General features: G+C 59.2%; 18 protein-coding genes. 8 read left to right on the top strand and 10 right to left on the bottom strand.

Annotation, left to right across the window (positions count from 1 at the left end):
* The first annotated feature begins 35 nt into the window (after positions 1-35).
* On the top strand, positions 36-1670 hold the full coding sequence (locus M9920_04380) for a type I restriction-modification system subunit M (GenBank protein ID MCO5051519.1): 1635 nt from the start codon (positions 36-38) through the stop codon (positions 1668-1670).
* A 91-nt stretch (positions 1671-1761) separates the two neighbouring features.
* Here M9920_04380 and M9920_04375 read toward each other — a convergent pair whose 3' ends face one another.
* The 5 genes from M9920_04375 to M9920_04355 all read right to left on the bottom strand — a co-directional run bounded on the left by M9920_04375 (position 1762) and on the right by M9920_04355 (position 8631).
* A complete protein-coding gene (locus M9920_04375) occupies positions 1762-5517 on the bottom strand; it encodes a fibronectin type III domain-containing protein (GenBank protein ID MCO5051518.1) in 3756 nt (1251 codons plus the stop codon).
* A 25-nt stretch (positions 5518-5542) separates the two neighbouring features.
* Positions 5543-6037, bottom strand: a complete 495-nt coding sequence (locus M9920_04370) for a response regulator (GenBank protein ID MCO5051517.1) — start codon at positions 6035-6037, stop codon at positions 5543-5545.
* A gap of 109 nt (positions 6038-6146) precedes the next feature.
* Positions 6147-6386: a hypothetical protein gene (locus M9920_04365; protein ID MCO5051516.1), complete on the bottom strand. Its 240-nt coding sequence runs from the start codon at positions 6384-6386 to the stop codon at positions 6147-6149.
* Between the two features lie 25 nt (positions 6387-6411).
* Positions 6412-6987: a hypothetical protein gene (locus M9920_04360; protein ID MCO5051515.1), complete on the bottom strand. Its 576-nt coding sequence runs from the start codon at positions 6985-6987 to the stop codon at positions 6412-6414.
* A gap of 207 nt (positions 6988-7194) precedes the next feature.
* Positions 7195-8631, bottom strand: a complete 1437-nt coding sequence (locus M9920_04355; GenBank protein MCO5051514.1) for a sigma-54 dependent transcriptional regulator — start codon at positions 8629-8631, stop codon at positions 7195-7197.
* Positions 8632-8804: 173 nt separating this feature from the next.
* On the opposite strand from M9920_04355, the gene priA reads away from it, so the two are divergent.
* Entirely contained in the window at positions 8805-11165 is a 2361-nt protein-coding gene (gene priA / locus M9920_04350; protein ID MCO5051513.1) for a primosomal protein N', read from the top strand.
* A gap of 72 nt (positions 11166-11237) precedes the next feature.
* Here the strand turns inward: priA and M9920_04345 are convergent, their stop codons facing one another.
* Positions 11238-12080: a DUF1559 domain-containing protein gene (locus M9920_04345; GenBank protein MCO5051512.1), complete on the bottom strand. Its 843-nt coding sequence runs from the start codon at positions 12078-12080 to the stop codon at positions 11238-11240.
* Between the two features lie 817 nt (positions 12081-12897).
* Here M9920_04345 and M9920_04340 point away from each other — a divergent pair.
* The 6 genes from M9920_04340 (at position 12898) to M9920_04315 (ending at position 18676) form a co-directional block, all read left to right on the top strand.
* Positions 12898-13176, top strand: coding sequence for a hypothetical protein (locus M9920_04340; protein ID MCO5051511.1), 279 nt, complete (start codon positions 12898-12900; stop codon positions 13174-13176).
* A complete protein-coding gene (locus M9920_04335) occupies positions 13173-14147 on the top strand; it encodes a cytochrome c (GenBank protein MCO5051510.1) in 975 nt (324 codons plus the stop codon). The genes M9920_04340 and M9920_04335 overlap by 4 nt, the downstream gene beginning before the upstream one ends.
* A gap of 42 nt (positions 14148-14189) precedes the next feature.
* Complete coding sequence (locus tag M9920_04330) at positions 14190-15851, top strand: cbb3-type cytochrome c oxidase subunit I (protein ID MCO5051509.1); 1662 nt, start codon at positions 14190-14192, stop codon at positions 15849-15851.
* Between the two features lie 284 nt (positions 15852-16135).
* A complete protein-coding gene (locus M9920_04325; GenBank protein ID MCO5051508.1) occupies positions 16136-17002 on the top strand; it encodes a DUF2249 domain-containing protein in 867 nt (288 codons plus the stop codon).
* The gene (locus M9920_04320; GenBank protein MCO5051507.1) at positions 16995-18374 is read left to right on the top strand and encodes a hypothetical protein; all 1380 of its coding nucleotides are present in this window, start codon (positions 16995-16997) and stop codon (positions 18372-18374) included. Before M9920_04325 ends, M9920_04320 begins: the two co-directional genes overlap by 8 nt.
* Positions 18371-18676 carry a metal-sulfur cluster assembly factor gene (locus tag M9920_04315; GenBank protein ID MCO5051506.1) on the top strand — a complete coding sequence of 102 codons (306 nt, stop codon included), beginning with the start codon at positions 18371-18373 and terminating at the stop codon, positions 18674-18676. Before M9920_04320 ends, M9920_04315 begins: the two co-directional genes overlap by 4 nt.
* A gap of 51 nt (positions 18677-18727) precedes the next feature.
* Here M9920_04315 and M9920_04310 read toward each other — a convergent pair whose 3' ends face one another.
* From M9920_04310 to M9920_04295, 4 genes are all read right to left on the bottom strand, one after another.
* Positions 18728-20086 (bottom strand): hypothetical protein, encoded by a 1359-nt coding sequence (locus tag M9920_04310; GenBank protein MCO5051505.1) that lies wholly within the window; start codon positions 20084-20086, stop codon positions 18728-18730.
* 78 nt (positions 20087-20164) lie between these two features.
* On the bottom strand, positions 20165-20629 hold the full coding sequence (locus tag M9920_04305; GenBank protein ID MCO5051504.1) for an Rrf2 family transcriptional regulator: 465 nt from the start codon (positions 20627-20629) through the stop codon (positions 20165-20167).
* 163 nt (positions 20630-20792) lie between these two features.
* Positions 20793-22241: a C25 family cysteine peptidase gene (locus M9920_04300; GenBank protein ID MCO5051503.1), complete on the bottom strand. Its 1449-nt coding sequence runs from the start codon at positions 22239-22241 to the stop codon at positions 20793-20795.
* A gap of 42 nt (positions 22242-22283) precedes the next feature.
* A complete protein-coding gene (locus tag M9920_04295; GenBank protein ID MCO5051502.1) occupies positions 22284-23288 on the bottom strand; it encodes a serine/threonine protein kinase in 1005 nt (334 codons plus the stop codon).
* Positions 23289-23309: the final 21 nt, after the last annotated feature.

Below are 23309 nucleotides of genomic sequence, written 5' to 3'. Positions count from 1 at the left end.
TTTTCTCACTTCCTACTTCAAAATTCTCAATTCAAATGACCGCATCCAACCAACAACGCCTGGGCAAGACCCTGTGGGCCATCGCCGATCAATTGCGCGGCGCGATGAACGCGGATGATTTCCGCGATTACATGCTGGCCTTCCTCTTCCTGCGCTATCTCTCGGACAATTACGAAGCCGCCGCCAAGAAGGAGTTGGGAAAAGAGTGGCTGGAGCTTCCAGCTCCAGAGTCTCCCGCAGACGCGAGCCGGACGCTCCCGCCACTTTCACGGTGGTATGCCAACAATCCCAAGGACGTGGTCGAGTTCGAGAAGCAGATGCGGCGCAAGGTGCATTACGTCATCAAGCCGGATCATCTCTGGGCCAGCATCGCGAATCTGGCGCGCACACAGAGCGGGGAGTTGCTCGAAACCCTGCGGGACGGTTTCAAATACATCGAGAACGAGTCGTTCCAGAGCACGTTCCAGGGGCTGTTCTCCGAGATCAATCTTGGCTCGGAAAAACTCGGCAGAACGCACGCAGACAAAAACAAGAAGCTCTGCGACATCATCAAGGAGATCGCCAAAGGGCTGGCGGAATTTTCCACCGACATTGATGCGCTGGGCGACGCTTATGAATATCTGATCGGGCAGTTTGCCGCCGGCTCGGGGAAAAAGGCGGGCGAGTTTTACACGCCGCAGCAGATTTCCAGCATCCTCTCCGGCATCGTCACGCTGGATAGTCAGGAGCCCAAGACCGGCTCGGTTAAATACCTGGGCAGCATCCTCGATTTCGCCTGCGGCTCCGGCTCGCTGTTGCTCAACGTGCGTCGGCGGATGGGCGCACACGGCATCGGCAAGATTTACGGTCAGGAGAAGAACATCACCACCTACAACCTGGCGCGCATGAACATGCTGCTGCACGGAGTGAAAGATACGGAGTTTGAAATTTACCACGGCGACACCCTGATCAACGACTGGGATTTCCTGCGCGAGACCAATCCGGCGAAGATGCCGAAATTCGACGCCATCGTCGCCAATCCGCCATTCAGCTACCGTTGGGAGCCCAAGGACGATATGGGCGACGACGTGCGTTTCAAGAATCACGGATTAGCGCCCAAGTCCGCCGCCGACTTCGCCTTTCTCCTACACGGCTTCCACTTCCTCAAAGATCAGGGCGTCATGGCCATCATCCTGCCGCACGGCGTGTTGTTCCGTGGCGGGGCCGAGGAACGCATCCGCAAGAAACTGCTCCAGGACGGGCACGTTGACACCGTCATCGGGCTGCCTGCGAATCTCTTTTACTCCACGGGTATTCCGGTCTGCGTCCTCGTGTTGAAGAAGTGCAAGAAGCCGGACGACGTGCTGTTCATCAACGCCGCCGAGCATTTCGAGAAGGGCAAACGCCAGAACATTCTTCTCACCGAGCACATCGAAAAGATCATCGAGACCTACCAGTTCCGAAAAGAGGAAGCGCGCTACGCCAAGCGCATTTCAATGGAGCGAATCGCCGAAGAAGGTTACAACCTCAACATTTCTCGCTATATCAGCACGGCGATGCCGGAGCTGGAAATTGATCTCGCGACGACGCACCAGCAACTGGTGGACGCGGAAGCCGCAATTACCAAGGCTCGAAAACAACACAATTCATTTCTGAAGGAACTGGGGTTGCCGCGCCTGCCTGGGGCGTAAGACCGATCAGATAAACCGACGAGCGGTTTCTGAACTTTTCAGTGTTGCCGCGCGGGTTGGTTCAGCGCGAGGTCTTGCTGGCGCTACAAGATCAACGGACAAAGACGCGATACGGTCCGCAGAATTGGTTGTCGAAAACCAGTCGCGCGCGCGCGGCCAAGGGAGCGGCCAAGGGATTGGGGTTTTCCGCGTCATTCAAACTCACCTGCAATCGGTAGAAGTTTTTTGCCGAGTTGGTGGCCGTCAGCGCAAACAACCCCGTGCCATCAGCCAGCCGCACCGGCGCCGCCGAGACTTCCGCCCACGGGGTGAAGCTCAGTTCCGGGCGACTGAGCAGTTGATAGGTCCGGTCCGCGTGTTGCGGCCAGAAGGAGAGATTGGCGACGGCGTTGGTCACGTTGACGGTGAATCGCAAGTGCGAGGCGGCGTTGGTGGGGTTCGTGCCCATGACGTATTCGCGCGCCGTGTGGTAGCCGTCATTATCGGGATCGGCGAGCGGATCCATCGGGCCGCCAAAGAAAAAGTCGCGCCACCACGTCGGCACGGTGTGATCGGTCGGAAAATCCTGGGCGGTGACGTACTCAAATTTCACGGCGTCGGCCAGAACCACGGAAGGGTTGGCTTGATTGGCGAGCCGCACGTAACCGCTCGTGCCCCGGGCAAATTCCAAACCAGCCGCCAGTAACCGCCAGCCGCCGCCGCCCGTTTGCTGGTTCACGACCAGATTGGTCGTGCCGTTGGCGTGCGCGATCTGGAAGGGCGCGTTGTTCGCGCGGTTGTTGCCCTGCGGATACCAGACATAGACATCGTAACGACCGGGCGTGGGGAGGTTGGGTCGCCAGGTGGCCGTGGCGGTGGGCGCACCCGCAACGGAACTGACGAAGTGATAATCCGCGCCGTACTTGTCGGTGGAACTGGTGGCCAGCGTCCAGTCGCCGGTGAAGGTGGCGGCGGTATTATCCAACACCAGGGTGCCGGCAGTGGTGAATTGATAAACGCCGGAAAGATAGGTGTTGGTGCCGTCGTGGGATAACGCCTGGTAACTGTAAGTCGTGCCCGGAGTCAATCCGGTCAGCAACAACACATGGTTGGCGGTGCGTTCGGGGTCCACGTACGAGTCCGAGGCGAAGCTGCCTTGCGCCGCGGCAACGGCTTGATTTTGTTCGAGGTCCGAGTCGGCGCTGAATTGCACCTGGCTGTCGCTCGGAACGGTGGTGGTCCACGAAATCAAGGCGCCATGCGAACCGGCGGTGGCTTGAACCGAGTTGAGATAGGGCGAATCCAGCAACGTCAACGCCACCGGCGCACTGACGACCTGTCCGGCGTGATTCACGATCACCACGGAGTACGCGCCGACGTCTTCCGCCTGGACGTTGAAACGCGTGTAGCTGTTGTTTGTGGCGCCAATGATCGGCGCGCCATTGAACTGCCATTGATAATACAACGGCGCGGAACCGGTGGCGGCGACGGAGAAGGTTGCATCGGCTTCCGGGTACACGGCCACGGCCAGCGGCGGCGTGGAAATCGCGGGCGGGTCCGGCAGCACCAGCGTTTCCACGCGGACGTTGTCAAAAATCACAAACGCGTCCTCGGCAGGATTGGCGATGGAGTTGAACAAATCCATGTAACCAATCATCACGTTGCCATTGGTGAAGGCGGAGTCATTGACCCGTTGCGCGATGAGTTGTCCGTTGATGCGCCAGGTGACGACGCGATTGAGGTCCTGGCTGAGTTCCACTTCCACCCAGCGTTTGCCGGGTGCGCCGGGGCTTTCAAACTGGGGCGCGGGAAAGAGATTCAGCCAGACCGGATCGCTGTTATCGGCCCCAACCGCGCCGCTGGCGCTGAAGCCGCTGTTGGCAAAGGCAAGCGCGCTGGGGCGGCCGGAAGCGTTGCCGACGTAGGCGCGAAAATCCGGACTCGTGCCGCCCTCACCATCCATGGCGAAGAAAACTCCGTCGCTCGGACTGGCCGTGGGCGAATCCCAATTGATGCGCGTGCCGGTGTGATTGAGGCCACAGGTGAAATGTTCGGTGCTGCCCGCGCCGCCGCCCGGTCCGCCCGGATAATTCATCCAGAGATCAAACGTCAATCGGTACGCCCCCTGGAACTGCTGGTTTTTGGGATACAAACTGACTCCGGCGGTCGCGCCCAGCGAATCGTTGTTGTTCACGGTCAGGCGCAGTCCGCGAGTGGTGGCTCCGGAGGCGTTGGGCGCGGGCGGAATTGTCGCGCCGTGGAAGGCGCTGAAATACGCGCTGTAATCAAACGCCCAGTCCGCCGTGTAATCCGAAATTCCGTTGCCGCTATCCGCGAATAAATCCCAGTTGTCGCTGGAGGCGGGCGAATCAAAATCATCCGTGAACACCGTCTGCCAGTTTTGGGGATACGTCACGCTCAAGCTGGCGACGACGCTGGTGACGGTGGCGGTGGTATTGGAAACCACGAGCGTATAGGTGCCGGCCTGCGCCGCCTGCACGTTGGCCAGCACCAGATTGCTGCTGGTGTTGCCGGGCAGGTTCGCGCCGTTGAATTGCCATTGATAATGCAGGTCCGAACCCGTCACCACCGGCGCAAAAACAACTTCCGCTCCCGCCGCCACCGTCTGACTGGACGGTGGTTGCACGATGAGCGGAGGAAAATGATCCGTGGCGGTCAACAACTCGCTGCCGTCCAGAATCAGCAGGCCGCGTTGGATGTCGCTCACGAGCAGTTTGTCAAAACCCAGATGTGGGAACACGCCCCAATTGCCCTGATACGAACTCGTCGCCGTGCCGGGAAAGGTATCGTAAAAACCGATGCGCACGGGGCGGGCGATCTCGGAAATATCAAAAACCTGCAAACCATTCTGATACCAACTGAGGAACAGATAATGGCCGACCACCACCGGGTTGTGCGGGATGTTCGCGCCGATGCCCATGCTCGCCGGCGTGAGCGTGAGGAACGGCGCCGTGTTGGAGGTCAACGTGGCCGGATTCGACACGTCGAAAAAGCGCACGTCGCCGCCGGGGATTTCACGGCAGACAATCAACGTGTTGCCATCCTCCGTCGGCCAACTGCTGTGCGAGTTGTAACCGGAATAAACGCGTCCCAGCCATTGCGCCGGCTGCGATCCCATCTCGGTGACGTCCCATAAATCCGTCTGCCCCGGCGACGCCGGATTGCCGTTGTCGTAGCCACCCCAACCGGAGGTGTAGAGGATGACGCGATCGCCTTTTTGGCGCACGGTGATTTGATGCACCTTGGTCGTGTTGGTGGTGACAATGTCCTGCACGTACACCGGCGCGGCGGGATTGCTGACATCAAAAACCTTCACCGTCACGATCCCCGGCACGTGCGCGGCTTCATACAGAAAATGGCGCTCCAGAAAAACCGTATGCACGTAATCGAATCCGTTCGTGACGTTGCCGCTGGTGGCGCCGACGCGACAGAGCAACTGCGGCGTGCTGGGTTCCGCCAGCGAGACGATGTGCAAGCCGCCCCCACTCCAACTGCCGAAGTAACCGATGCGGTTGCGCAGCGCGCCCAGCTCGAACTGGTTTTGGTTTTTGGGACTCGGACTGTAAATGCTCAACAACACGGGCGCCGCGGGGTTGCTGATGGAATAAACGCCCACGCCGTAGTTGTAGGTGCTGTAATTGAGCCAGACGCCGAGACAAGCCAGATCGCCCTCCGCCCACACGTCGCCGTAGGAAATCGGGTCCGCTGACGGCTTGACGTTGGTGACGAGTTGCAGATTGAAATTGGTGAGGGTTTGAGCGGTGACCGACCCGGCCAAAATTCCGCAACCGAGCCCGGCCAGCCGCCGCCAGGCGGAGCGAACGAAACGAAACCAAACGCGCGACATGATCTGTAAGGCCATCTATACGCGGTCAGCGCGCTTTCGACAAATTGAAATCATGACACAAGGATGTCATGGGTGAGCCGGCCGGCGAGGACAGCGGCGCGAGGCGATCCACCCCATTCCTTTCCGCCGCCGGGGATTGGGGTTTCATGGCCTCAGCCAGAAGGGATTCGATGACGGGTTTGAGATCATGCAGGTCGCGTTTGAAAACGTAGCCGGCCGCGCCCGCGTTGAACATGCGTTCGACCAGGCGTTGATCGTTGCTGCCACTGACGAAAATGAACGGCAATCGCGGCGCGATGTTCAGGGTGATCTCCAGGGCGCGGAATCCGTCGAGAAGTTGCCGGTCGCCATCCGCGAGGATCAGGTCAGGTGGATTGGAAGTCAGTTCCCGCTCGAGGTCGGACTCCGACTGTACGCGCGTCAACGTGAAGGTAAAATCCATCCGCTCCAATTCGCGCGAGATCAAAGTGGCATCCGCGAGATGGTCTTCCACCAGAAGAATGGACAACTGAGCGTGCATGGCGCGTAAGTCTTGCTGGCGGCTTTAGACTGACCGATTGCCGCCGCCGCGCAAGCGGAATTTTGCAAAACTAATTCACAACCTTGTGCTCCGCCAAAAGCGGCGTCACTTAAAACACGCTGGTCACCAGAATGAGCCGCACCTTGAGGTCCGGAGTGTTCACGACGACGCGCCAATTGGCGGCGGTCTGCGTGCCGCTGATCGGCGTCCCGGGCGCGGCTTTACCTTGAAACAGGATCAGCCCCGGCGCGGGTTGGGATGGTGGCGACCCGAGGTTGAGACTGACATTGCAAAGCGAAAAACGCTGGCCCGGCAGGCAGGCGCCGGTGCGGGTTTTCGGATACAACATATAAAATCAGGCCGCGCAATCCGGATCAGGCCGGGTACGTTTTTTTCGCCGCACTGCGCGCCGCTGGGTGGCGCGGCAACGGCGCCGCTTTCAAAGCCAGGGGCAATTCCTCCGCCGCCAGCGCGACGTTGGGCGGCGGAGCGACTTTGAGCGTCGGGGTCGAGTAATGCTGGAAAAATTCCGTGTAACCGGTGGCGGTGCGATTGATCAAATCCGCCAGGCGAACGTGATAATCGGCGAGGTGCGCCTGCAATTGCGGCCAGTGTAAAGCCAGGCTTTGGGGTTCGCCGCGGTCGCACCAGGCCTGGACGACGACCTGACCCTCGCGCCATTGGAGCCGCAGCGAAATCTGGGTCTGAAGATTGGGAGTCAGAATGACTTCAGTGGCATCATCGCCACCGCGTTTGAACATGCGAATTTCGCGGGCGATGACCTCGCTCAAACGAAGCATGGTTTGGTAAGTTGAATTTCCCGCTTCCAGCGAGCGCGGCGTCTGGGCTGGTGACGGTGCGGGCTGGTTTTGGCCGGCGGCGACAAGACTACGAGCCGTACCGGGCAAAAATTGCTGGGATGCCCCGGCAACATCTTCCTTTTTGTTCATAGTTTTCATCGTTACGCCACTTTAAGCACCGCTTGTGCCATGCGCTCGAAGCGAAACGGCCGCGGGTGAATCGGCGCGATGAGCGGCGGTTGAACCAGTCAGTGACGGTCCGAAGACCAGGCGCACACGGCGGCTCCGCGAGGTGTGGACCGGCGGCGGGAAGCGCGACGGGAAAGGCGACGGGAAAGGCGAAAGGCAGCTACGCGTTCAAACGGTGGTCGAGGCGGGCGCGTCCTCCGCGCCGTCCACGCTGTCCGCGACTTTGCCGCCCAGTTCGTATTCGTTCAGTTTGTTGCGCAGGGTGCGCAGGCTGATGCCGAGTTTGCGGGCCGCGTGAGTGCGATTCGCGCCGCATTTGTCGAGCGTTGCGAGGATGTGATTCTTTTCCACCTCGCTCAACGTCAGCACCGCGCCTTCACTGGTGGCGGTACCGGTTGTGGAGGAGAGCGGCAATTGCGTCGCGGAAATGCCCGCTGGCGAAGATTGAAAGCCGAGCGCCGCCGGGTGAATCGGTTCGCCGTCCGTGCTCAAAATCACGGCGCGTTCGAGGACGTTTTGCAGTTCGCGCACGTTGCCGGGCCAGGCGTGACCTTCCAGCGCGACCCGGCTGGCCGTCGCAAGCCCCGCCGTCTTCACGCCGTGCTTGCGCTCGAACCGTTGCCGGAATTGTTCCGCCAAAAACAAAATGTCCTCGCGCCGCTCGCGCAACGGCGGAATGAAGATCGGCACCACGTTCAGGCGGAAATACAAATCCTGACGAAACTCGTGCTTCTCGATGCTCTGTTCGAGATCGCGATTCGTGGTGGCAACGACCCGGACGTCCACCTTGATCGTGCGCGAGCCGCCGACGCGCTCCAGTTCGCGCTCCTGCAAAACGCGCAGCAGCTTGGCTTGAACCTGGGGCGAAATTTCGCTGATTTCATCCAGCAGGATGGTGCCGCCGTGCGCCAGCTCGAACCGCCCCTCGCGCTTCGTCAACGCGCCGGTGAACGCGCCTTTCTCGTGCCCGAAGAATTCACTTTCAATGAGACTTTCGGGAACCGCGGCGCAGTTCACGCGGATGAACGGCGCCGCCGCGCGCGGACTGGCGCGATGGATCGCCCGCGCCACCAGTTCCTTGCCCGTGCCGCTTTCGCCATGAATCAACACCGTGGCCTGCGTGCGCGCCACTTTATGAATGAGTTCGCGCACCTGCTCCAGGGCGGCGCTTTGCCCCAACAACTCCGCCTCGCCCGCGTCCTCCGCCTGCGCGAGGAAGCGATTGACCTTGAGCAGTTGCGTGAATTCCTCCGCCTTCTGCAAGGTCACTTCCAGTTGCTCGCTGGAGAACGGTTTGAGCAGGTAATCAAACGCGCCGGCTTTCATGCAGGCCACGGCGGATTCAATCGAACCAAAGCCCGTCATCATCACCACCAACGGCTTGCTCGGCCGACTTTGGAGCTGGCGCAAAAATTCCGCGCCATCGCCATCCGGCAGCCGCACGTCGCAGAAAATCAGGTCGAAATTGTCTTTGGCGAGATATTCCTGCGCGGCGCCGATGGTGCCGACCCCGGCGACGTCATAGCGCCGGTGACGGAGCAACTGCTCCAGGCTTTTTCGCACCAGGGCGTCGTCTTCGAGAACAATAATTTTTTCGATTGGCATGGTTGCGGAACTTGGGATGCGCTCCGGCATCAAGTTGATGAACTGATTTAGCGCCGGGAGAACGGGTGGTGGCAAGTTTTTTCTCGTTTGCTGTTTTGTTCGCGACGCTGAATCGGAGGTGGATTGCGGGTGTCGCTTGACTCCGGGAAACAGAGCTTCAACTCTGGTTGGCGATGATTGCGCGGGTGACGCTTGAAATGGCTCTGGGCCGGGAGTTTGATTATGCCATCCCCCCGGACCTGGCGGGCCGCGTCGCCGTCGGCAGCCGCGTGCAAGTGCCGTTTGGTCGGCGTCAGGTGCTGGGCGTGGTGACGGGGCTGCCAACCGAATCGCCGCACGCGCAGTTGAAACCCATCCTCAAGCTCATCGGCGCGCAAACGCTGGTGACGCCCAAAGTGCTGCGGCTGGCGCGCTGGATTGCGGATTACTATTGCTGCGCACCCGAAATCGCGCTGAAGTCGGTCCTTCCCGAAGCCGTGCGTCAGGAGGAGGCGGGCTGGCGCGAACGGCGTTTCGTTCGCGTGCTGCCCAGTCCGCGCGAATTTCCCAAGTTGACCAAGCGCCAGCTCGAAGTGTGGAACATCATCGAGGAACGGCGCAGCCTGTTGCTGTCCGAATTGATCGCGCTGGCGCAAACAACCGCTGCCACCGTGCGCAAACTGGAGGATCATCGCCTGATTTCCATCACCACGGAAATTGCCGAGCGCGATCCGTACGCGCGCGAACACATTCTGGCGACGCAACCGCTGGCGTTGAATCCGGCGCAAGCGAACGCCTTGGAAAAAATCTGTGCCGCCATGGACGTCAGCGCCGCCGCCCAAACGCCGCCGGCGTCTTCGACAGCACCAACCACCTTTCTGCTTTACGGCGTCACGGGCTCCGGCAAAACCGAGATTTATCTGCAAGCCATCGCGCGGGCGCTGGAACGGGGTCAGGGGGCGATTGTGCTCGTGCCCGAGATTTCGCTGACGCCCCAAACCGTCGAGCGTTTCAAGGCGCGGTTCAGCAGCGGCAAACTGCAAACGCTCGTCGCCGTACTACATTCGCATTTGAGCGCCGGCGAGCGTCACGATGAATGGCACAAGATTCGTCAGGGCCGCGCGCGGATCGTCATTGGGGCGCGCTCGGCGATTTTTGCGCCCGTCGAGCCGCTGGGTCTGATCATTGTGGACGAGGAACACGAGCACACTTACAAACAGGAGGAAGCGCCGCGTTACCACGCGCGCGACGTGGCCATCATGCGCGGCCAGATGGAAGGCGCGGTGGTGGTGCTCGGCTCCGCCACGCCGTCACTGGAGAGCTATGATAATTGTCAGCGCGGCAAATTCACTTTGCTGGAATTGCCGGAGCGCGTGGACGATCAGAAAATGCCGCTAGTTCGGGTGGTGGACATGCGCCAGGCGGCGCGCAAGGAAAAGGGCATGTTGGTGTTCTCGCCACAGCTCAAGGAGGCCATCACCAAACGGTTGGAAAAAGGCGAGCAAACCATTCTGTTTCTGAACCGGCGCGGTTATTCCTCGGCGCTGCAATGTGAAAAATGCGGTTACGTTTGCGAATGTCCGAATTGCTCGCTCACCCTGACGTATCATCGTCCCGAAAATTTACTGCGCTGTCACCTCTGCGGTTACCACGCGCCCGTGCCGAAAATTTGTCCGAACGAAAAGTGCCGCAACCCGGCGTTTCGTTACTCCGGTTTGGGCACGCAAAAAGTCGAGGAAGTGCTGGGCAAGCTCTTCCCCAAGGCGCGGGTCAAACGCATGGATGCCGACGTCATGAAGCGCAAGGAGGATTATCGCCGCGTGCTGGGTGATTTTCGCGTGGGGAAAATTGACATCCTGCTCGGCACGCAGATGATCGCCAAGGGCCTGCACTTTCCGAATGTCACCCTGGTCGGAATCATTTACGCCGATCTGGCTTTGAACCGTCCGGATTTTCGCGCGGGCGAACGCACGTTTCAGTTGCTGACCCAAGTGGCGGGGCGCGCGGGTCGCGGCGACGTGGAGGGCGAAGTTTTCGTGCAAGCTTTTGCGCCGTATCATCCGGCGATTCAATACGCACGGCGGCATGATTTTATTGGCTTTTACGAGCAGGAATTGGAATTCCGGCAACAATTAAAATATCCGCCGATCCGGCGCGTGGCATTGCTGACGCTCAAGGGGCGCAATGAGCAGAAGGTGCAATTCGCCGCCAACCATGTGCGCAAGCAGTTGGAGGCATTGAGCCAACCCTCTGAAGCGCACTCCCCTAGGAACGAGTCGTCCACGGAAACCGCGTCGTTGTTCGCCGCCGAACCGCAGGTGACGAAATCCACCGCTGCGACCGCTGGGCCGGCGCCGCTCATCCGGGATTTAATCATTGCCGGCCCCGCGCCCGCGCCGTTGCTCCGCGCGGAAACTTTTTATCGCTACCAGATCATGTTACGCACCCGCACCATGGTGCGATTGAGTCGCGAACTGGCGCGTCTCATCCAGGCGTTAACCCTGCCGGAAGACGTGACGTTGACGGTGGATATTGACGCGGTGAGTTTTTCGTAGGAGGCCGAAACGGACGCCATCTCTCCGTTCCGCAGGTGACTGAACATCGAGTTTCGACTCGGTGGAGCCGCGTTACTCGCGCGCGGAGGAACGCTCAATCATCCAGAGCACATCCCGATTGTCAGTTACCGTCTTGCCGGTGAAATCAACGCGGCGAACCGGGGTCACCGTGCTATCACTGCCGCCGGCCACCACCCAGCGTTTGATCTCGCTGTGGCCATCCAGGAAATTGAATCCGCACGCGCCCGCGTGCTGACTGCCGGGCAAATCCCGCCAGTAATTTGGGTTGGAGACCTCACTCACCATCCATCCGTCATTAATGCTGTCCGGGTGTTCATCCACCATCATCCACAGCTCGGTAGGTTTGGGTAGCACGACGGTCGAGAGCCGATGGTACACCCGCCAACCGGGATACGGCGTCGGCGCGGGCCGACCGCCGGTGCCGGCGCTGCCCACGAACGCGTTCATGGCCACGCTACGACACCGTGGTTGCATGGTGGTGCCCACGCGGCCCGGCATCAAATCCGAAGGGCACTTGTAAACTCCCGGATTGCGCACGTAAGGTCCGAGTACGCCTTTGAGCATCAACTGCGTATTGGTGTTTTCAAGACCTCCGGTCCAATCCATTTTGCCTTCGACCCAACTGCCGGGCTGGCTGCCGGAAATGTTGGGAGGCAGAAAATCGTTGGCGTCACCGGTATAAAGGTGCGCCGCCATACCGAGCTGGCGCAGATTATTCAGGCAGGAAATGGTGCGAGCCTTCTCTTTGGCCTTGCTGAGCGCCGGGAGCAGCATCGCCGCCAAAATGGCGATGATGGCAATTACCACCAGCAGTTCAATCAACGTGAAGCCGCGGCGTCGTCTGGCTCCGACGGTAACCATTGAATGACTCATCTTGTTGATCGCGCTTTTCACGTTCACGTTTTGCCAACCCATTCGCCGTGCCCGCCTGCACCGACGATCCACTGAAAACTACGGTTCACACAGCGGTGCATAAGTTGATTGTTGGAGCGATCCTACCGAGTCCGGTGAACCCGTGCCAATTCTTTTCACGGCTTACGGGTCAAAAATTCGAGCTGCCGATAACATTTCGCACCGGACGGGCATTTTTTGCAAAGCCACAATCGCTCATGCCCTGTCGAAGACGCACTGATCGCGTCGCCAGCCCGCAAGGTCGCCAGCCGATCATTGCTGACCACAGCGCGCAGTTACTTGCTCTCGAAGAGTAAGCTTTACTTGCGTCGTTAAGATCGGTGGGAAGCGGCAAGGTCCTCTGGGGCGACGTGAAGCGAGCGAGGTGGCGCAACTTGAAATTGCACCGGTCAGAAATGCGCGGCTGATCGCAAGGTACGCGGTTTCCGCGGGCTCTCGGGAATTTGATCTAAGTCAAGAAGGTGCGGTCATGTGAACAAATGGGATATTGACATCCAATTATGTTTTCATAGTTTGGCGCGGTGAAATTTGTTTCGTGCCGCACCCGGTGGGCAAACATGGTGAGCAGCCGTGGCGGCGCGATGAAATCCAAACTGACTGAGAACATCCCCGGCTTTTTTCCAGAAGGATTTGGTCGGGTATTGCCAATGACGGTTTGTTTCACAGTGAAACGTTCCACATGAACCAGTTGATCGTCATCAATACGAGCGTGCCCCGGCGAAGTGAGTCGGGTGGCTTCAGATCGGGTGAACGGCGGTCGGGTCGTGCGGGTAATCTGGTAACCAACTCCTTAAACTAAATGACACGAATTGTTGATTGGGTACTTTCGGCGCTGGGCAGCGCGGCTGGGTTTGCGCTGTCGTGGCCGTTTTGGCGGGATTTCGAGTATTTTGCGGAATCGCGCGATTTCTGGTGGGTCTATTTCGTTGTGGGCTATTTGATGGGGGTTTACGTGTTCTATGTGTTCATCGCCTGCACCCGCATGTTGTTTCTCCATGATCACCTGATCAAAACCGGCGTGATTGAACCCGGACCCACTTTGGAAGAGACGGAAACAGACAAGAAAGGTAAGCAATGAGTTGTCCAGGAGGAGAATGTAGAGAGCCCGGCAAGCGCCTGCGCGCGCTGATCATGCTGGGTTTGATGATGCTGGTGTTCATCGTGCTTTCCGGTTTTTCGTTCCTCGGATCGAGAAACCAGGTGACGCCGGACGAGATTTCGTTTGGACCGCACTTTGCCACCGAAGGCAAGCGGGTGTTTCAAGCCTATAACTGCATGGATTGCCACACGATTGTGGGCAATGGCGCTTATCTGGGGCCGGACCTTACCAAGAAATATGCCGCGCTGGGACCGGCCTGGCTGGCGGCGTTTTTACCGTCGGCAAACATGTGGCCGACGGAGTTTGCGGTGCAGACGCAATTGAAGGACAAGGATATTGCCGCTGATGCCGGCGTGGACACCTTGGAGGCGTATTACGAGAAATATCCCGAGGCCAAAGAACGGGTGCAGCGTCGGGGCGGCAAACCTTCCTACATGCCAACTTTGCGGTTCCGGGCGGGCGAGGTTTCGCAGTTAATCGCGTTTTTTAAATACACGTCGGCGATGAATACCGAAGGGTGGCCGCCCAAGGTGCTGACGGGCAACTTGGAGCATCGGTTGGAACTGCTTCATGGCCGGGTTGGAGTCAGTGTGGCTGCGGCGGCGGCCAGTGGCCAACCCGCGGCAACCGCTCCCAACTCCACGGGGAGCGGCTCGGGCGCCGCGGCAGAACGCGGAGCGCAACTGGCGCAGACGCTGGGTTGCGCCGCCTGCCATTCAACGGATGGCAAGAAGATTACTGGTCCATCGTGGAAGGGCATTTACGGTACGCAGGAGAAATTGGCGGACGGCAGCGCGGCCACGGTGAATGACGCTTACATCACCGAATCCATTCTGAAGCCGAACGCCAAAGTCGTGGAAGGTTATCCGGAAGGCACCATGCCGCCCTACGAAGGTCTGGTCACTGATGAACAGATCGAGGACATCATCGCTTACATCAAAACTCTCTAAGACACAGTGATACAACCAAAATATCAAACGCAACGTCTGAGCATGAGGTTTTTCATGCTCATGCTGGTCCTGTTCTTTATTCAAGTCAGCTTGGGCTTGTTGTTGGCCTTACAACACAATGACCCCACGCTGCTCGCCGGCACCCTCAACTTTAACATTGTGCGCGCGACGCACCTCAACCTGGGGTTGATTTGGATTCTCAGCGGTTTTATCGGCTCCATTCTTTACGTTGGCCCGTTACTCTCCAAACGGGAACTGGCCTCGCCGTGGCTGATTAAATTCCTGTTTTACGCGGTGGTCGCGGTGACCATTTGGAACGTCTGCACGCAGAGCCTGGCCATGACGGGTGTCGCCGGCTGGTGGGCGGGACAGCCGTGGTTGCAGGAAGGTTTGGAGTATATCGAAGGCGGTCGCGTCTTCGACGTGATTGTCCTGATCGGTTTCGCGATTCTCTGCTACGTCGTATTGCGCACGTTTCCAAAAATACGCGAGTGGAACGAAATTCACTGGGGACTCGGGCTTGGGGTTGTGGCCCTCACGGTGGTTTGGGTCTTTGGCATGTTCTACGTGCCACGGGTGGACTTGCAGGAATACTTCCGCTGGTTTGTCGTTCACTACTGGGTGGAAGGCGTTTGGGAAGTCATTCACATCAGCTTGGTGGGCATTCTGATTGTGCTCCTGTTCAAGGTGAGCGTGAAGGAAGTGGGTTACGCCGTTTTCTGGGGAATCACGCTGGTGTGGTTGTCCGGCTTGATCGGTAATGCGCACCACTACTTCTGGGTGGGCACACCGGAATTCTGGCAATTCTGGGGATCACTCTTCAGCGCGTTGGAACCGCTCCCGATGATCTTCTGCTTCTGGCATATTTATCTGGACGCGCACGCGAACCGCAAGCCGCTGGAAAATGCACCGGCCTTCTACTTCATCCTCGGCTCGGTGGTCTTGGAACAGGTGGGCGCGGGCATTCTCGGGTTCACCATGACGTTTGCCTTGACCAACGTCTGGTCACACGGGACGTGGATTACCCCGGCGCACGGTCACCTCGCATTGTTCGGCACGTTCGGCATGTTGGTCATTGGCGCGGCTTACTACGCGGTGCCGATGCTACGTCGAGGCAAGGCGGGCGACTTTGATCAACGCTTGGGTCGCTTGGGTTTCTGGTTGGTTTTTGCCGGAGTCATCGGCCTCGCCTTGGCCTTCGCCTTGGGCGGCACGGTGCAGATTTACATCAGCCGCACGCTGGGGCTGGAGTGGGTTGGCGGGGATTTGATGCCGGCTATGAACATTTACAAAGTGTTCGTGGCTGCGTTCGGTTTTGTCCTGACGGTGGGGGCGGGGTTGATTGTCTATGACCTGAGCACGCTGGGCCGGGAGCCGAGCAACGCGACCGTGCCGCAACCGGTGCGCACCCGGCCGGCCACTGGTTGGAGTCGTCCGCTCACCGGATTCGAAGCCGGTATCTGGTTGCTGGGCATGTGGATCTTTGGCTTCATCGTCACGTTCAATCTGTTGAGCTACAACCTGGACATAGTGCGCGTGCAGGGCAATCCGACGTTGCCTTACGTTCTGGCGGGCATCGGCTATCCCGGGTTGTTCCTGACGACGCTGCTCTTCGTCTGGCGCTTCCTGGCTTCCATGGAGGCGCGCGTGGCCCAAGCCAATGCGGACAGTGCGCCAGCCACCGGCAATCTGGCGAAAGCTTAAAATTCGGTCGGATCAGTTTTACTCAACACTGCCGCGGAATTTCCCGGCAGTGTTTTTCTTTTTACTGATGGCCGGTTGATGTTGATCCCGTCTGTTTTGCTTCCGCCCGCTTTATTGGCCGGAAGCTTTTGATTTGAGTCAAACTTCGCGTCATCCCAAGCGAACCGGACGTTGACATCCACTTCACTGCTCCTACGCTGCCAACGTGAACTTCGTTTTGCGATTGAAGCTTCGATCGCGCGACTGAAGTGAGTCTTGGAAACCAATTGAAGATATAAACAACTATGAGCACCTCCAATCCCAGTTCTCCTGCCGCCGCCGATCCGCATCGCGATCCCAAGGTGGTTTTCGATGTTCGTCCCATTCCGGGCCGGGTGAAGCACGCGCAGATTTTTCAACGCTGGCTGGATCTGCCGCTCAACGGCTTTTTCGTCCTGTTGAACGATCACGATCCCGTGCCGTTACGTTATCAATTTGAACGCGAATTTCCGGAAGCCTTTACCTGGGAGTACTTGGAGCAAGGACCGGAAGAGTTCCGGGTGAAAATCACCAAGCTGCGCCACGCCATCGCTCCGGAGACCATGCCGCGCGGTTGCGGAACGGGCGTCCATGGCGCGGATCCGCATCGTGATCCCAAAGTGGTTTTCGATGTCCGTCCCATTCCGGGCCGGGTGAAGCACGCGCAAATTTTCCAACGCTGGCTCGATTTGCCGGTGGGCAAGTTTTTCGTGCTGCTCAACGATCACGATCCCGTGCCGCTGCGTTATCAATTCGAGCATGAATTTCCGGAAGCCTTTACCTGGGAATACCTGGAGCAGGGACCGGAAGAGTTTCGAGTTAAAATTACCAAGCTCAAGGCCGTCAGCGCGCCGGAGACCACGCCGCAAGGTTGCGGTTCTTCCGCACCCGCGCCCGTCGTCAAAGCTGTTGCCGCCGACGTGCAGGAGATTGACGTGCGCGGACTGGAGCCGCCCGAGCCGCTCGTCCGGGTTTTGGATGCGTTGGAAGCTTTGCCGGGCGGACAAAAGTTGCGTGCGCACACGGATCGCGAGCCGTGCCATTTGTTTGGCGAGGCCAAGGAACGTGGCTTCAATACGGACTGCACGCAACAGCCCGATGGCAGTTGGATTACCGTGCTGACTCGTGCCTGAACCAAGCTCCCAACCCCCCAAAGCCGCCGCGCCGCGACCGGCCAGCAAACAAAGCTGGCTGGCCGCGCAGGGCCGGTTACCGCTCGCGTTCATGGGGCTGGCGCTGGTCTGGTTGCTGGTGGCGACCGCGTTGCTGGTGGTGCATCCCGGATTGTTGGGCATGCCACACGGTGCGCCGCCGGTGATCGCGCTGACGCACAGTTGGATGCTGGGCTTCTTCGTCACTGTGGCGTGTGGCGCGGTGTATCAACTCGTGCCGGTGGCGTTGACCACCACGTTGTGGAAGGAAAATCTGGGGTGGTGGCATTTCTGGCTGCACGCGATTGGCGTGCCCGGCATGGTGTTCTTCTTCCAGAGTTACCAATTGAAATGGGTGGCCACCTTCGCCTGCGCCGTCATTTTGGGCGTCATGTTGTTCACCTTGAACACCTGGATCACCGTCGGCCGCTCGACGCGGCGCGACGTTGTGGCGTGGGCGATTATTCTCGCGGCGGGCTGGTTGTGTCTTGCCGTTCTCGTTGGGTTGTTTCTCGCTTTGAACCGCCTGTTCGTTTGGGTGCCGATTGCGCCGCTGTCGTTGTTGCGGATGCACGCGCATCTGGGCCTGGTCGGTTTCTTCCTCACCCTGCTGCAAGGCGTGGCGTTTCAATTGATTCCCATGTTCACCATGGGGGAAGTGCGCGATTGGGGTCCCGCCAAAGCGGGGCTGTGGTTTTCGCAATTGGGCCTGGTCACCTTGGTGCCGGCGTTGATCTGGCAATGGGCGTTGTGGACCTACCTCGGTGCGGTCGCGGTAACCATCGGTCTGGTCTTCTCGGGCTACGGCATGAAACAATCCCTCGCCACCCGCAAGAAGCGCAAGTTGGATCCGGGCATTGCGGTGTTTCTTCGCGGTGGCATCGGCATTTACGCTGCGGCTCTGGCGGGAATCATTTTGACGCTTCCCGATTCGACGCGCAGCACGGCTGTCGGCGGATTCAATCCCATGATCTACGCGCTCCTCGGCATTCTGGGCGGCCTGATGCCGTGCATCGCCGGAATGATGTGCAAGGTGGTGCCGTTCCTGACGTGGATGCGCGTTTACGGTCCGCAAGTGGGACGTCGCCCGACGCCGCCCGCCCATTCCCTGACGCGACCGCGTCTTGAGCAATGGGGCTTGGGGCTGCAACAATTTGCGGTGCTGCCAATGCTCGCCGGCGCCTGGTCGCAGCACAACTTGTGGCTGCATTTGGGCGCGTGGCTGTTTGCCGCTGGCGTGATTCTGTTTCTTGTGGACATGTTGGGCGTGATGAAGCATCTCTGGTTTCCCGCGCCGGCGCCGTCGCCCGCACCCGCGCTTAAACCGAAACTAACCGTATCGCAAACAAAATGAATGTAACCCCTGAAACCGCCGCCGTGTGGGACGCATTGAAAACCATTCCTGATCCCGAGTTTGGCTTGAACATCGTGGACATGGGGCTGATCTATAACGTGGAAAACCAGAACGGCGACATTGCCGTGACGATGACGCTCACCACGGAGAACTGCCCGTCCGGCGAATGGATTTACGAAGGCGTCAAGACCGCGCTGAACGCGCTGCCCGACGCCAAGAACGTCGAAGTGACCATGACGTTTGATCCGCATTGGACGCCGGAGATGCTCAGCGAAGACGGCAAACGTCAGTTGGGAATGTAACCCAAGCGCCGCTGCTGGATGGTCGCGGCATGTGGACCCTGCGCCGGTTCGTCAATGATCAACCAGCTTGGTGCGCCGCAGGCTCAGGCGCAACGCCAACGCAAAAGCGGCAATGGTCAGCAAACCAGACAATCCGGCCAACGGGAATAATCGGTCCGTCCAGTTTGTGGCAATCACCGTTTCCGCAGGGAGCAAGGCGGGGGCGATTCGGAATAACGCGGTCAGATTGCCCAGCAGAATCGCACTCCAGATCAGTCGGCGCCCTTGAGGTCGTCCCCCGCCAAAGCCCGGCAACATCTTCCAGCCGACGGAAATAATCAGCAAAGTCATGAAGCCTGCTCCGAGCGCATGGCGCGGCAGATTTTTTTGTGCCAGCGCTGGCGGTATGGCCACGCCGAATTGTTGGAGCGCGATGAGGAGGAGAAACAGAGCGGCCACCGCGCCCCAGGCATACGCGCAAACGACGCCAACGGCCGCTGGATCCTCCCAAACGCGATACGGCGCCGCAGGATTGGAAGTGGGTTTGCGCCGATGAAAAATCCGCACTGAGAAAATTCCGCATCCCAGTCCCCCGGCCTGGCAGATGGCAATCCAACCGGCCAAAGCAATCGTCGCTGCCGATGGTGCGGGACGCACCGCTTCCAGCAGGGTTAAAATCAGTCCGAGAGCCAGTAATCCGGCGGCGATCAGCAAACCGCGGACGCTGGCCAGCTTGATCCGGAAAGTGAGCGGGAACAGGCGTGCTGACATGCCGATGGAAATTGCCGCAATGAATCCGAACAACATCAAATCGGCGGCGAACCAGGAAGGCTCGGATGGCAGCACCGCAAGGTTCGAGCCGGCGGCCAGGCTCTGCGCCGTGCCCATACACCAAGCCAACTGCGCCAGGATCAACGCGACTCCGGCGACTGCCAACAACGGCAGGATTTGTCGGAAGCCTTCATTTTGTTTGAGCGGTTTTCCGGAACGAAAGGTGATGACGAGAATGATCAGCAGCCCAACGATCCCGATGGTTTGCAAGCTCACGCCGCCGGCGACGACCGCGTTCAACCAGTGGACTCCGTTGTTGTGTCCCTCTGGATCAAGACTGGCGAGAAGCAACTGACCGATTATTCGCAGCCCGAGTCCCAGTGCCAGCCACCAGAACAGGACTGCCGCCCACTTGGGCTGGAACAATTTGACGGCTCGGAGACGAGGCAGAAAGTGCAGCGCCACACCGAGGATGGTGGCGCCGCCCCAACCCATCATCAAAGCGACGGAGTGTGTTTGAATGCTGGCCAGATACCATAACCCTCGCGGAGTGCCGAACCACCACGCACCGGTCATCCACGCCGCCAGACCAAATCCTGGCACGAGCGCGCAAACCAACGCCAGACGCACGAAGCGCAGCCAAAGCCGGTCCGGGTTCATAAGGCTCGCGAGGTTGGCAATAAAATCCCCATAATCTCCAATCGCTTCCGATGCGCATCCGGGGCCATGATGATTTGTTCAGCGGGTGCGGGGCGCGGTCCGCTTGGTTGTTTTCAACTTGATGCCGAGCGGCACCGAGGTTGAATTCGTGTTCAGCAGGTCCACCAATCTGGATCGCGCGAAAGTCGCTTCCATTTGCGCCGCCACGTCATTCATGCCGCAATGCAACGGACAGAGCTTGGTGGCGTGTTCTTTCAATCCCAGCGGGCACGCGTGGATGCGCTCCAACGGGTCCACCGCATTGATGACTTCCAAGACGGTCACTTTCGTAGGATCGCTGGCGAATCGAAACCCGCCACCCAATCCGCGTTGACTGCGCACCAGCCCGGCTTTGGTCAATAATTGCAGCACTTTTGAAGTGTAATCCGGAGGCGTTCGCGTGCCGCGCGCAATCTGGCGGGCTGTCTGTGAACGGGACGGTTCCTGGAGCAGCCAGATGATGGCGCGCAAGGCGTATTCGGTTGTGCGTGAAATTAATTGCACCCGTCAAAATGGGAGTTGGATGTCGGAGTTTGCAAGCGGATTGTGGTGTAACGTGATGTGGCGTCGTGCGATTTTCCCAAAGATAATTCGTCGGCGAGAATCCGGGCTCGCGCAAGATCGTGTTTGATGCCCCCGCCTCTCCGATCAAGCCGGGAAGATTTGATCACTCGCCGTTGGGCAGCGTGAGGCTGGGATCGCCGAAGAGCATGAATTTCATGCCTTGAAAAAAAATGCTCGGCGGATACCAACCGTCGCTCGGCTCCAGTTTTGCGAGCCGCTCTTTTTTGAAGTAATGCCGGATGGCGTCGGACCAGCAATCGCCCAGGTGCGGTTGCTGGGTGCGCGACCAGGCCGCGACGAAACCTTCGACCAGCGTCAAGCCGCAAGGCTGGCTGCCGGTGTTGCAACCGATGTAGGCAACGCTGCCATTGGCGCTGCCCTTCAACACCTGTTCGCCGAGGCCGGTCGGATTGTATTTACCGCGCTGATACGGCGCGGGCGGCGGTGGCGGTGCGGAGAACACTTCCTTGTGGTCCGAACCGGCGTGTTGATGACCATCCACGTCCACATAAGGTTCGTAGGGCGGCAGGGGCGCAAAATAGGCGGTGCTGCAACCAGCCGAAATGATGACCGGCAATCGGGTGGCGTTGGTGATGGCTTTCAGGTCGCGGACGCTGAAGCATTGCTCCCATTCGCTGGGCTGACCGTGACCGGTATGCACCAGCAGGTCCACGCCGTCGTTCAACAGATTACGCACCTGCTCGTGATCGGGCGGAGCGGAGGGAATTTTTCGGTGGGCGTCGGAATAATAGCGCTTCTCCACCTGCCACGGTTGCGCGAGTTGCGCCGCCCAATCGTCCATCGCGCCGCGACTGTCAATCCAGCCGCCCACGGCAATAAAACCGGCGCGCAACTGCCGCGCGGTTGAGCGGGTCAGTTGCTGGGTTTCGTAGGCGACGGTCTTGGCGGCCACGGTGCGTACCTCCGCCGCGGTGCTGACCGGCCAGCGCCCCACGGCGATTTCTGGCAGATAATCCACTTCGTCGTAATTGATCGGATCCGCTTTGTTCTTTTCGCCCCGAACCTCGCCGAAGTAACCCGCGTGAAAGCCCTCCGTGCGCGCGTTCCAGTTTTCAAAACCGCCGTCGCGCTTGGCCAGGTCCGCGTAATACAAATCGCTCGGATAAAAGGCGTAGTCGAAGGCCGCCGGCGTGATGCGGTCCAACGTCATGTAACGCACCGGCAATACATCCACGTCCCCGACGAGCAACACGTAGCCCAGTCCGGATTGCCGCCATTGCTGATAGAGAAATCGTTTCAGTTTTTCAGGATCATCCACACCTTCGGAAGTTTTGAGAATCATCTCCAGCGATTGGAATTCGGTTGGACGCAAGCGCTGTTTGTGCGCGATAAATTCCTGGAGCGCCGGTTCAAACGCGTCGGGCGCAATCACCAACAAACGCTCTGAGTTGGCTGGCGCTGCGGCAAATTCGCCGCTCGCGCCCATCACCGACCAACTCATCAGCAGGAGCGCCAGCCAACGGAGCCATCCGCCGGACCGCCGTGTGGTTTGCGGATGTGAATGGTTCGATGGTGGAACTATGGAGCGCATCTTGAGGTCGTGAGAATCGTTTTCCCTATCGGCCTGGGTCGTTTACCGCCGCCACCAACTGGTTTTGGTTTTGGGCTTGGGTTGATCAGATTGCGTGTATTGTTGGACGAGCAACAAGCTGCGTGACGCTTCCATGGCCATGCGGAATTCGTCGTAGCTCAGGTAACGATCCGCGGGATTTTTCGAAAGCACTTTCACCAGGATGTCGCTGGTGGTTTGCGTGATTTCGGGCACGACCAAATTGGGCGGCGTCAGCGGCGTATGCACGTGCGCAGCGACCAATTCCTCCACCGTGGGCGCGTCAAAAGGCGGATGTCCGGTCAGCGCTTGATACAGCGTGCAGCCCAGGCTGTACATGTCCGAAAGGAACGTTTCCTTCTCGCGTTTGATTTTTTCGGGGGCGACGTAATACGGCGTGCCGTCGGTCACCGAGCCAATCTCCGGCTCCGCCTCGACGCTGCGCGCCAACCCGAAATCCACCAGCTTCGGCACATTGTCGCTATCGAACAAAATGTTGCCCGGCTTGATGTCGCGATGCAGCAGGTTGTGCTTCAGCGCCAGGTCCAGCGCCGAGGCGATGGCGACGCCAATGTCCAGCACGTGCAATTCCGCGACGCGGGTTTGCTTCTCGATGCGGCCATCCAGACTGCCGTGATCGGCCAGTTCCATGACCAGGTACGCCTGCCCCTCGAAATCATCGAAGTTGTAGATGTGGATGATGTTGGTGTGATTCAACCGGGCGCAGGCGCGCGCTTCACGGAGGAAGCTGCCCATCGCCTCCGGGTCCTCCATTTTTTCCTTCTTGATCAACTTCACCGCGACGAGTCGTTCGAGGATGGTGTCAAAAGCGCGATAAACGGTTCCGTAACCGCCCGCCGCAATGATGTTGCGCAATTCGAACTGGCGCAGAATCTTGGGCATCATGATCGGGTGACCGCACTTGGAACAGGGCACGGTGGCCAGCGGCGCCAGGTCGCCCGGAATGAAAACCTTGGTCTCGCACCAGCCGCAGGTGACCATGCGCAGGGGTTTTTCCGTCATACTCATATTATGAATTTATCATGCCCG

This window comes from Verrucomicrobiia bacterium, from assembly GCA_023953615.1.
Taxonomy (GTDB): Bacteria; Verrucomicrobiota; Verrucomicrobiia; order Limisphaerales; family JADLHS01; genus JADLHS01.
Note: the sequence above shows the minus strand (reverse complement) of the source record. Positions and strands in the feature narration are given on the sequence as shown.

Excerpts from the sequence above, each read along its gene's own strand:
- M9920_04295 (MCO5051502.1), bottom strand. The coding sequence starts at position 23,288 with ATGAGTATGACGGAAAAACCCCTGCGCATGGTCACCTGCGGCTGGTGC.
- M9920_04335 (MCO5051510.1), top strand. The coding sequence starts at position 13,173 with ATGAGTTGTCCAGGAGGAGAATGTAGAGAGCCCGGCAAGCGCCTGCGC.
- M9920_04365 (MCO5051516.1), bottom strand. The coding sequence starts at position 6,386 with ATGTTGTATCCGAAAACCCGCACCGGCGCCTGCCTGCCGGGCCAGCGT.
- M9920_04360 (MCO5051515.1), bottom strand. The coding sequence starts at position 6,987 with ATGAACAAAAAGGAAGATGTTGCCGGGGCATCCCAGCAATTTTTGCCC.
- M9920_04380 (MCO5051519.1), top strand. The coding sequence starts at position 36 with ATGACCGCATCCAACCAACAACGCCTGGGCAAGACCCTGTGGGCCATC.
- M9920_04340 (MCO5051511.1), top strand. The coding sequence starts at position 12,898 with ATGACACGAATTGTTGATTGGGTACTTTCGGCGCTGGGCAGCGCGGCT.
- M9920_04315 (MCO5051506.1), top strand. The coding sequence starts at position 18,371 with ATGAATGTAACCCCTGAAACCGCCGCCGTGTGGGACGCATTGAAAACC.
- priA (MCO5051513.1), top strand. The coding sequence starts at position 8,805 with ATGATTGCGCGGGTGACGCTTGAAATGGCTCTGGGCCGGGAGTTTGAT.
- M9920_04355 (MCO5051514.1), bottom strand. The coding sequence starts at position 8,631 with ATGCCAATCGAAAAAATTATTGTTCTCGAAGACGACGCCCTGGTGCGA.
- M9920_04325 (MCO5051508.1), top strand. The coding sequence starts at position 16,136 with ATGAGCACCTCCAATCCCAGTTCTCCTGCCGCCGCCGATCCGCATCGC.
- M9920_04330 (MCO5051509.1), top strand. The coding sequence starts at position 14,190 with ATGAGGTTTTTCATGCTCATGCTGGTCCTGTTCTTTATTCAAGTCAGC.
- M9920_04375 (MCO5051518.1), bottom strand. The coding sequence starts at position 5,517 with ATGTCGCGCGTTTGGTTTCGTTTCGTTCGCTCCGCCTGGCGGCGGCTG.
- M9920_04370 (MCO5051517.1), bottom strand. The coding sequence starts at position 6,037 with ATGCACGCTCAGTTGTCCATTCTTCTGGTGGAAGACCATCTCGCGGAT.
- M9920_04300 (MCO5051503.1), bottom strand. The coding sequence starts at position 22,241 with ATGCGCTCCATAGTTCCACCATCGAACCATTCACATCCGCAAACCACA.
- M9920_04310 (MCO5051505.1), bottom strand. The coding sequence starts at position 20,086 with ATGAACCCGGACCGGCTTTGGCTGCGCTTCGTGCGTCTGGCGTTGGTT.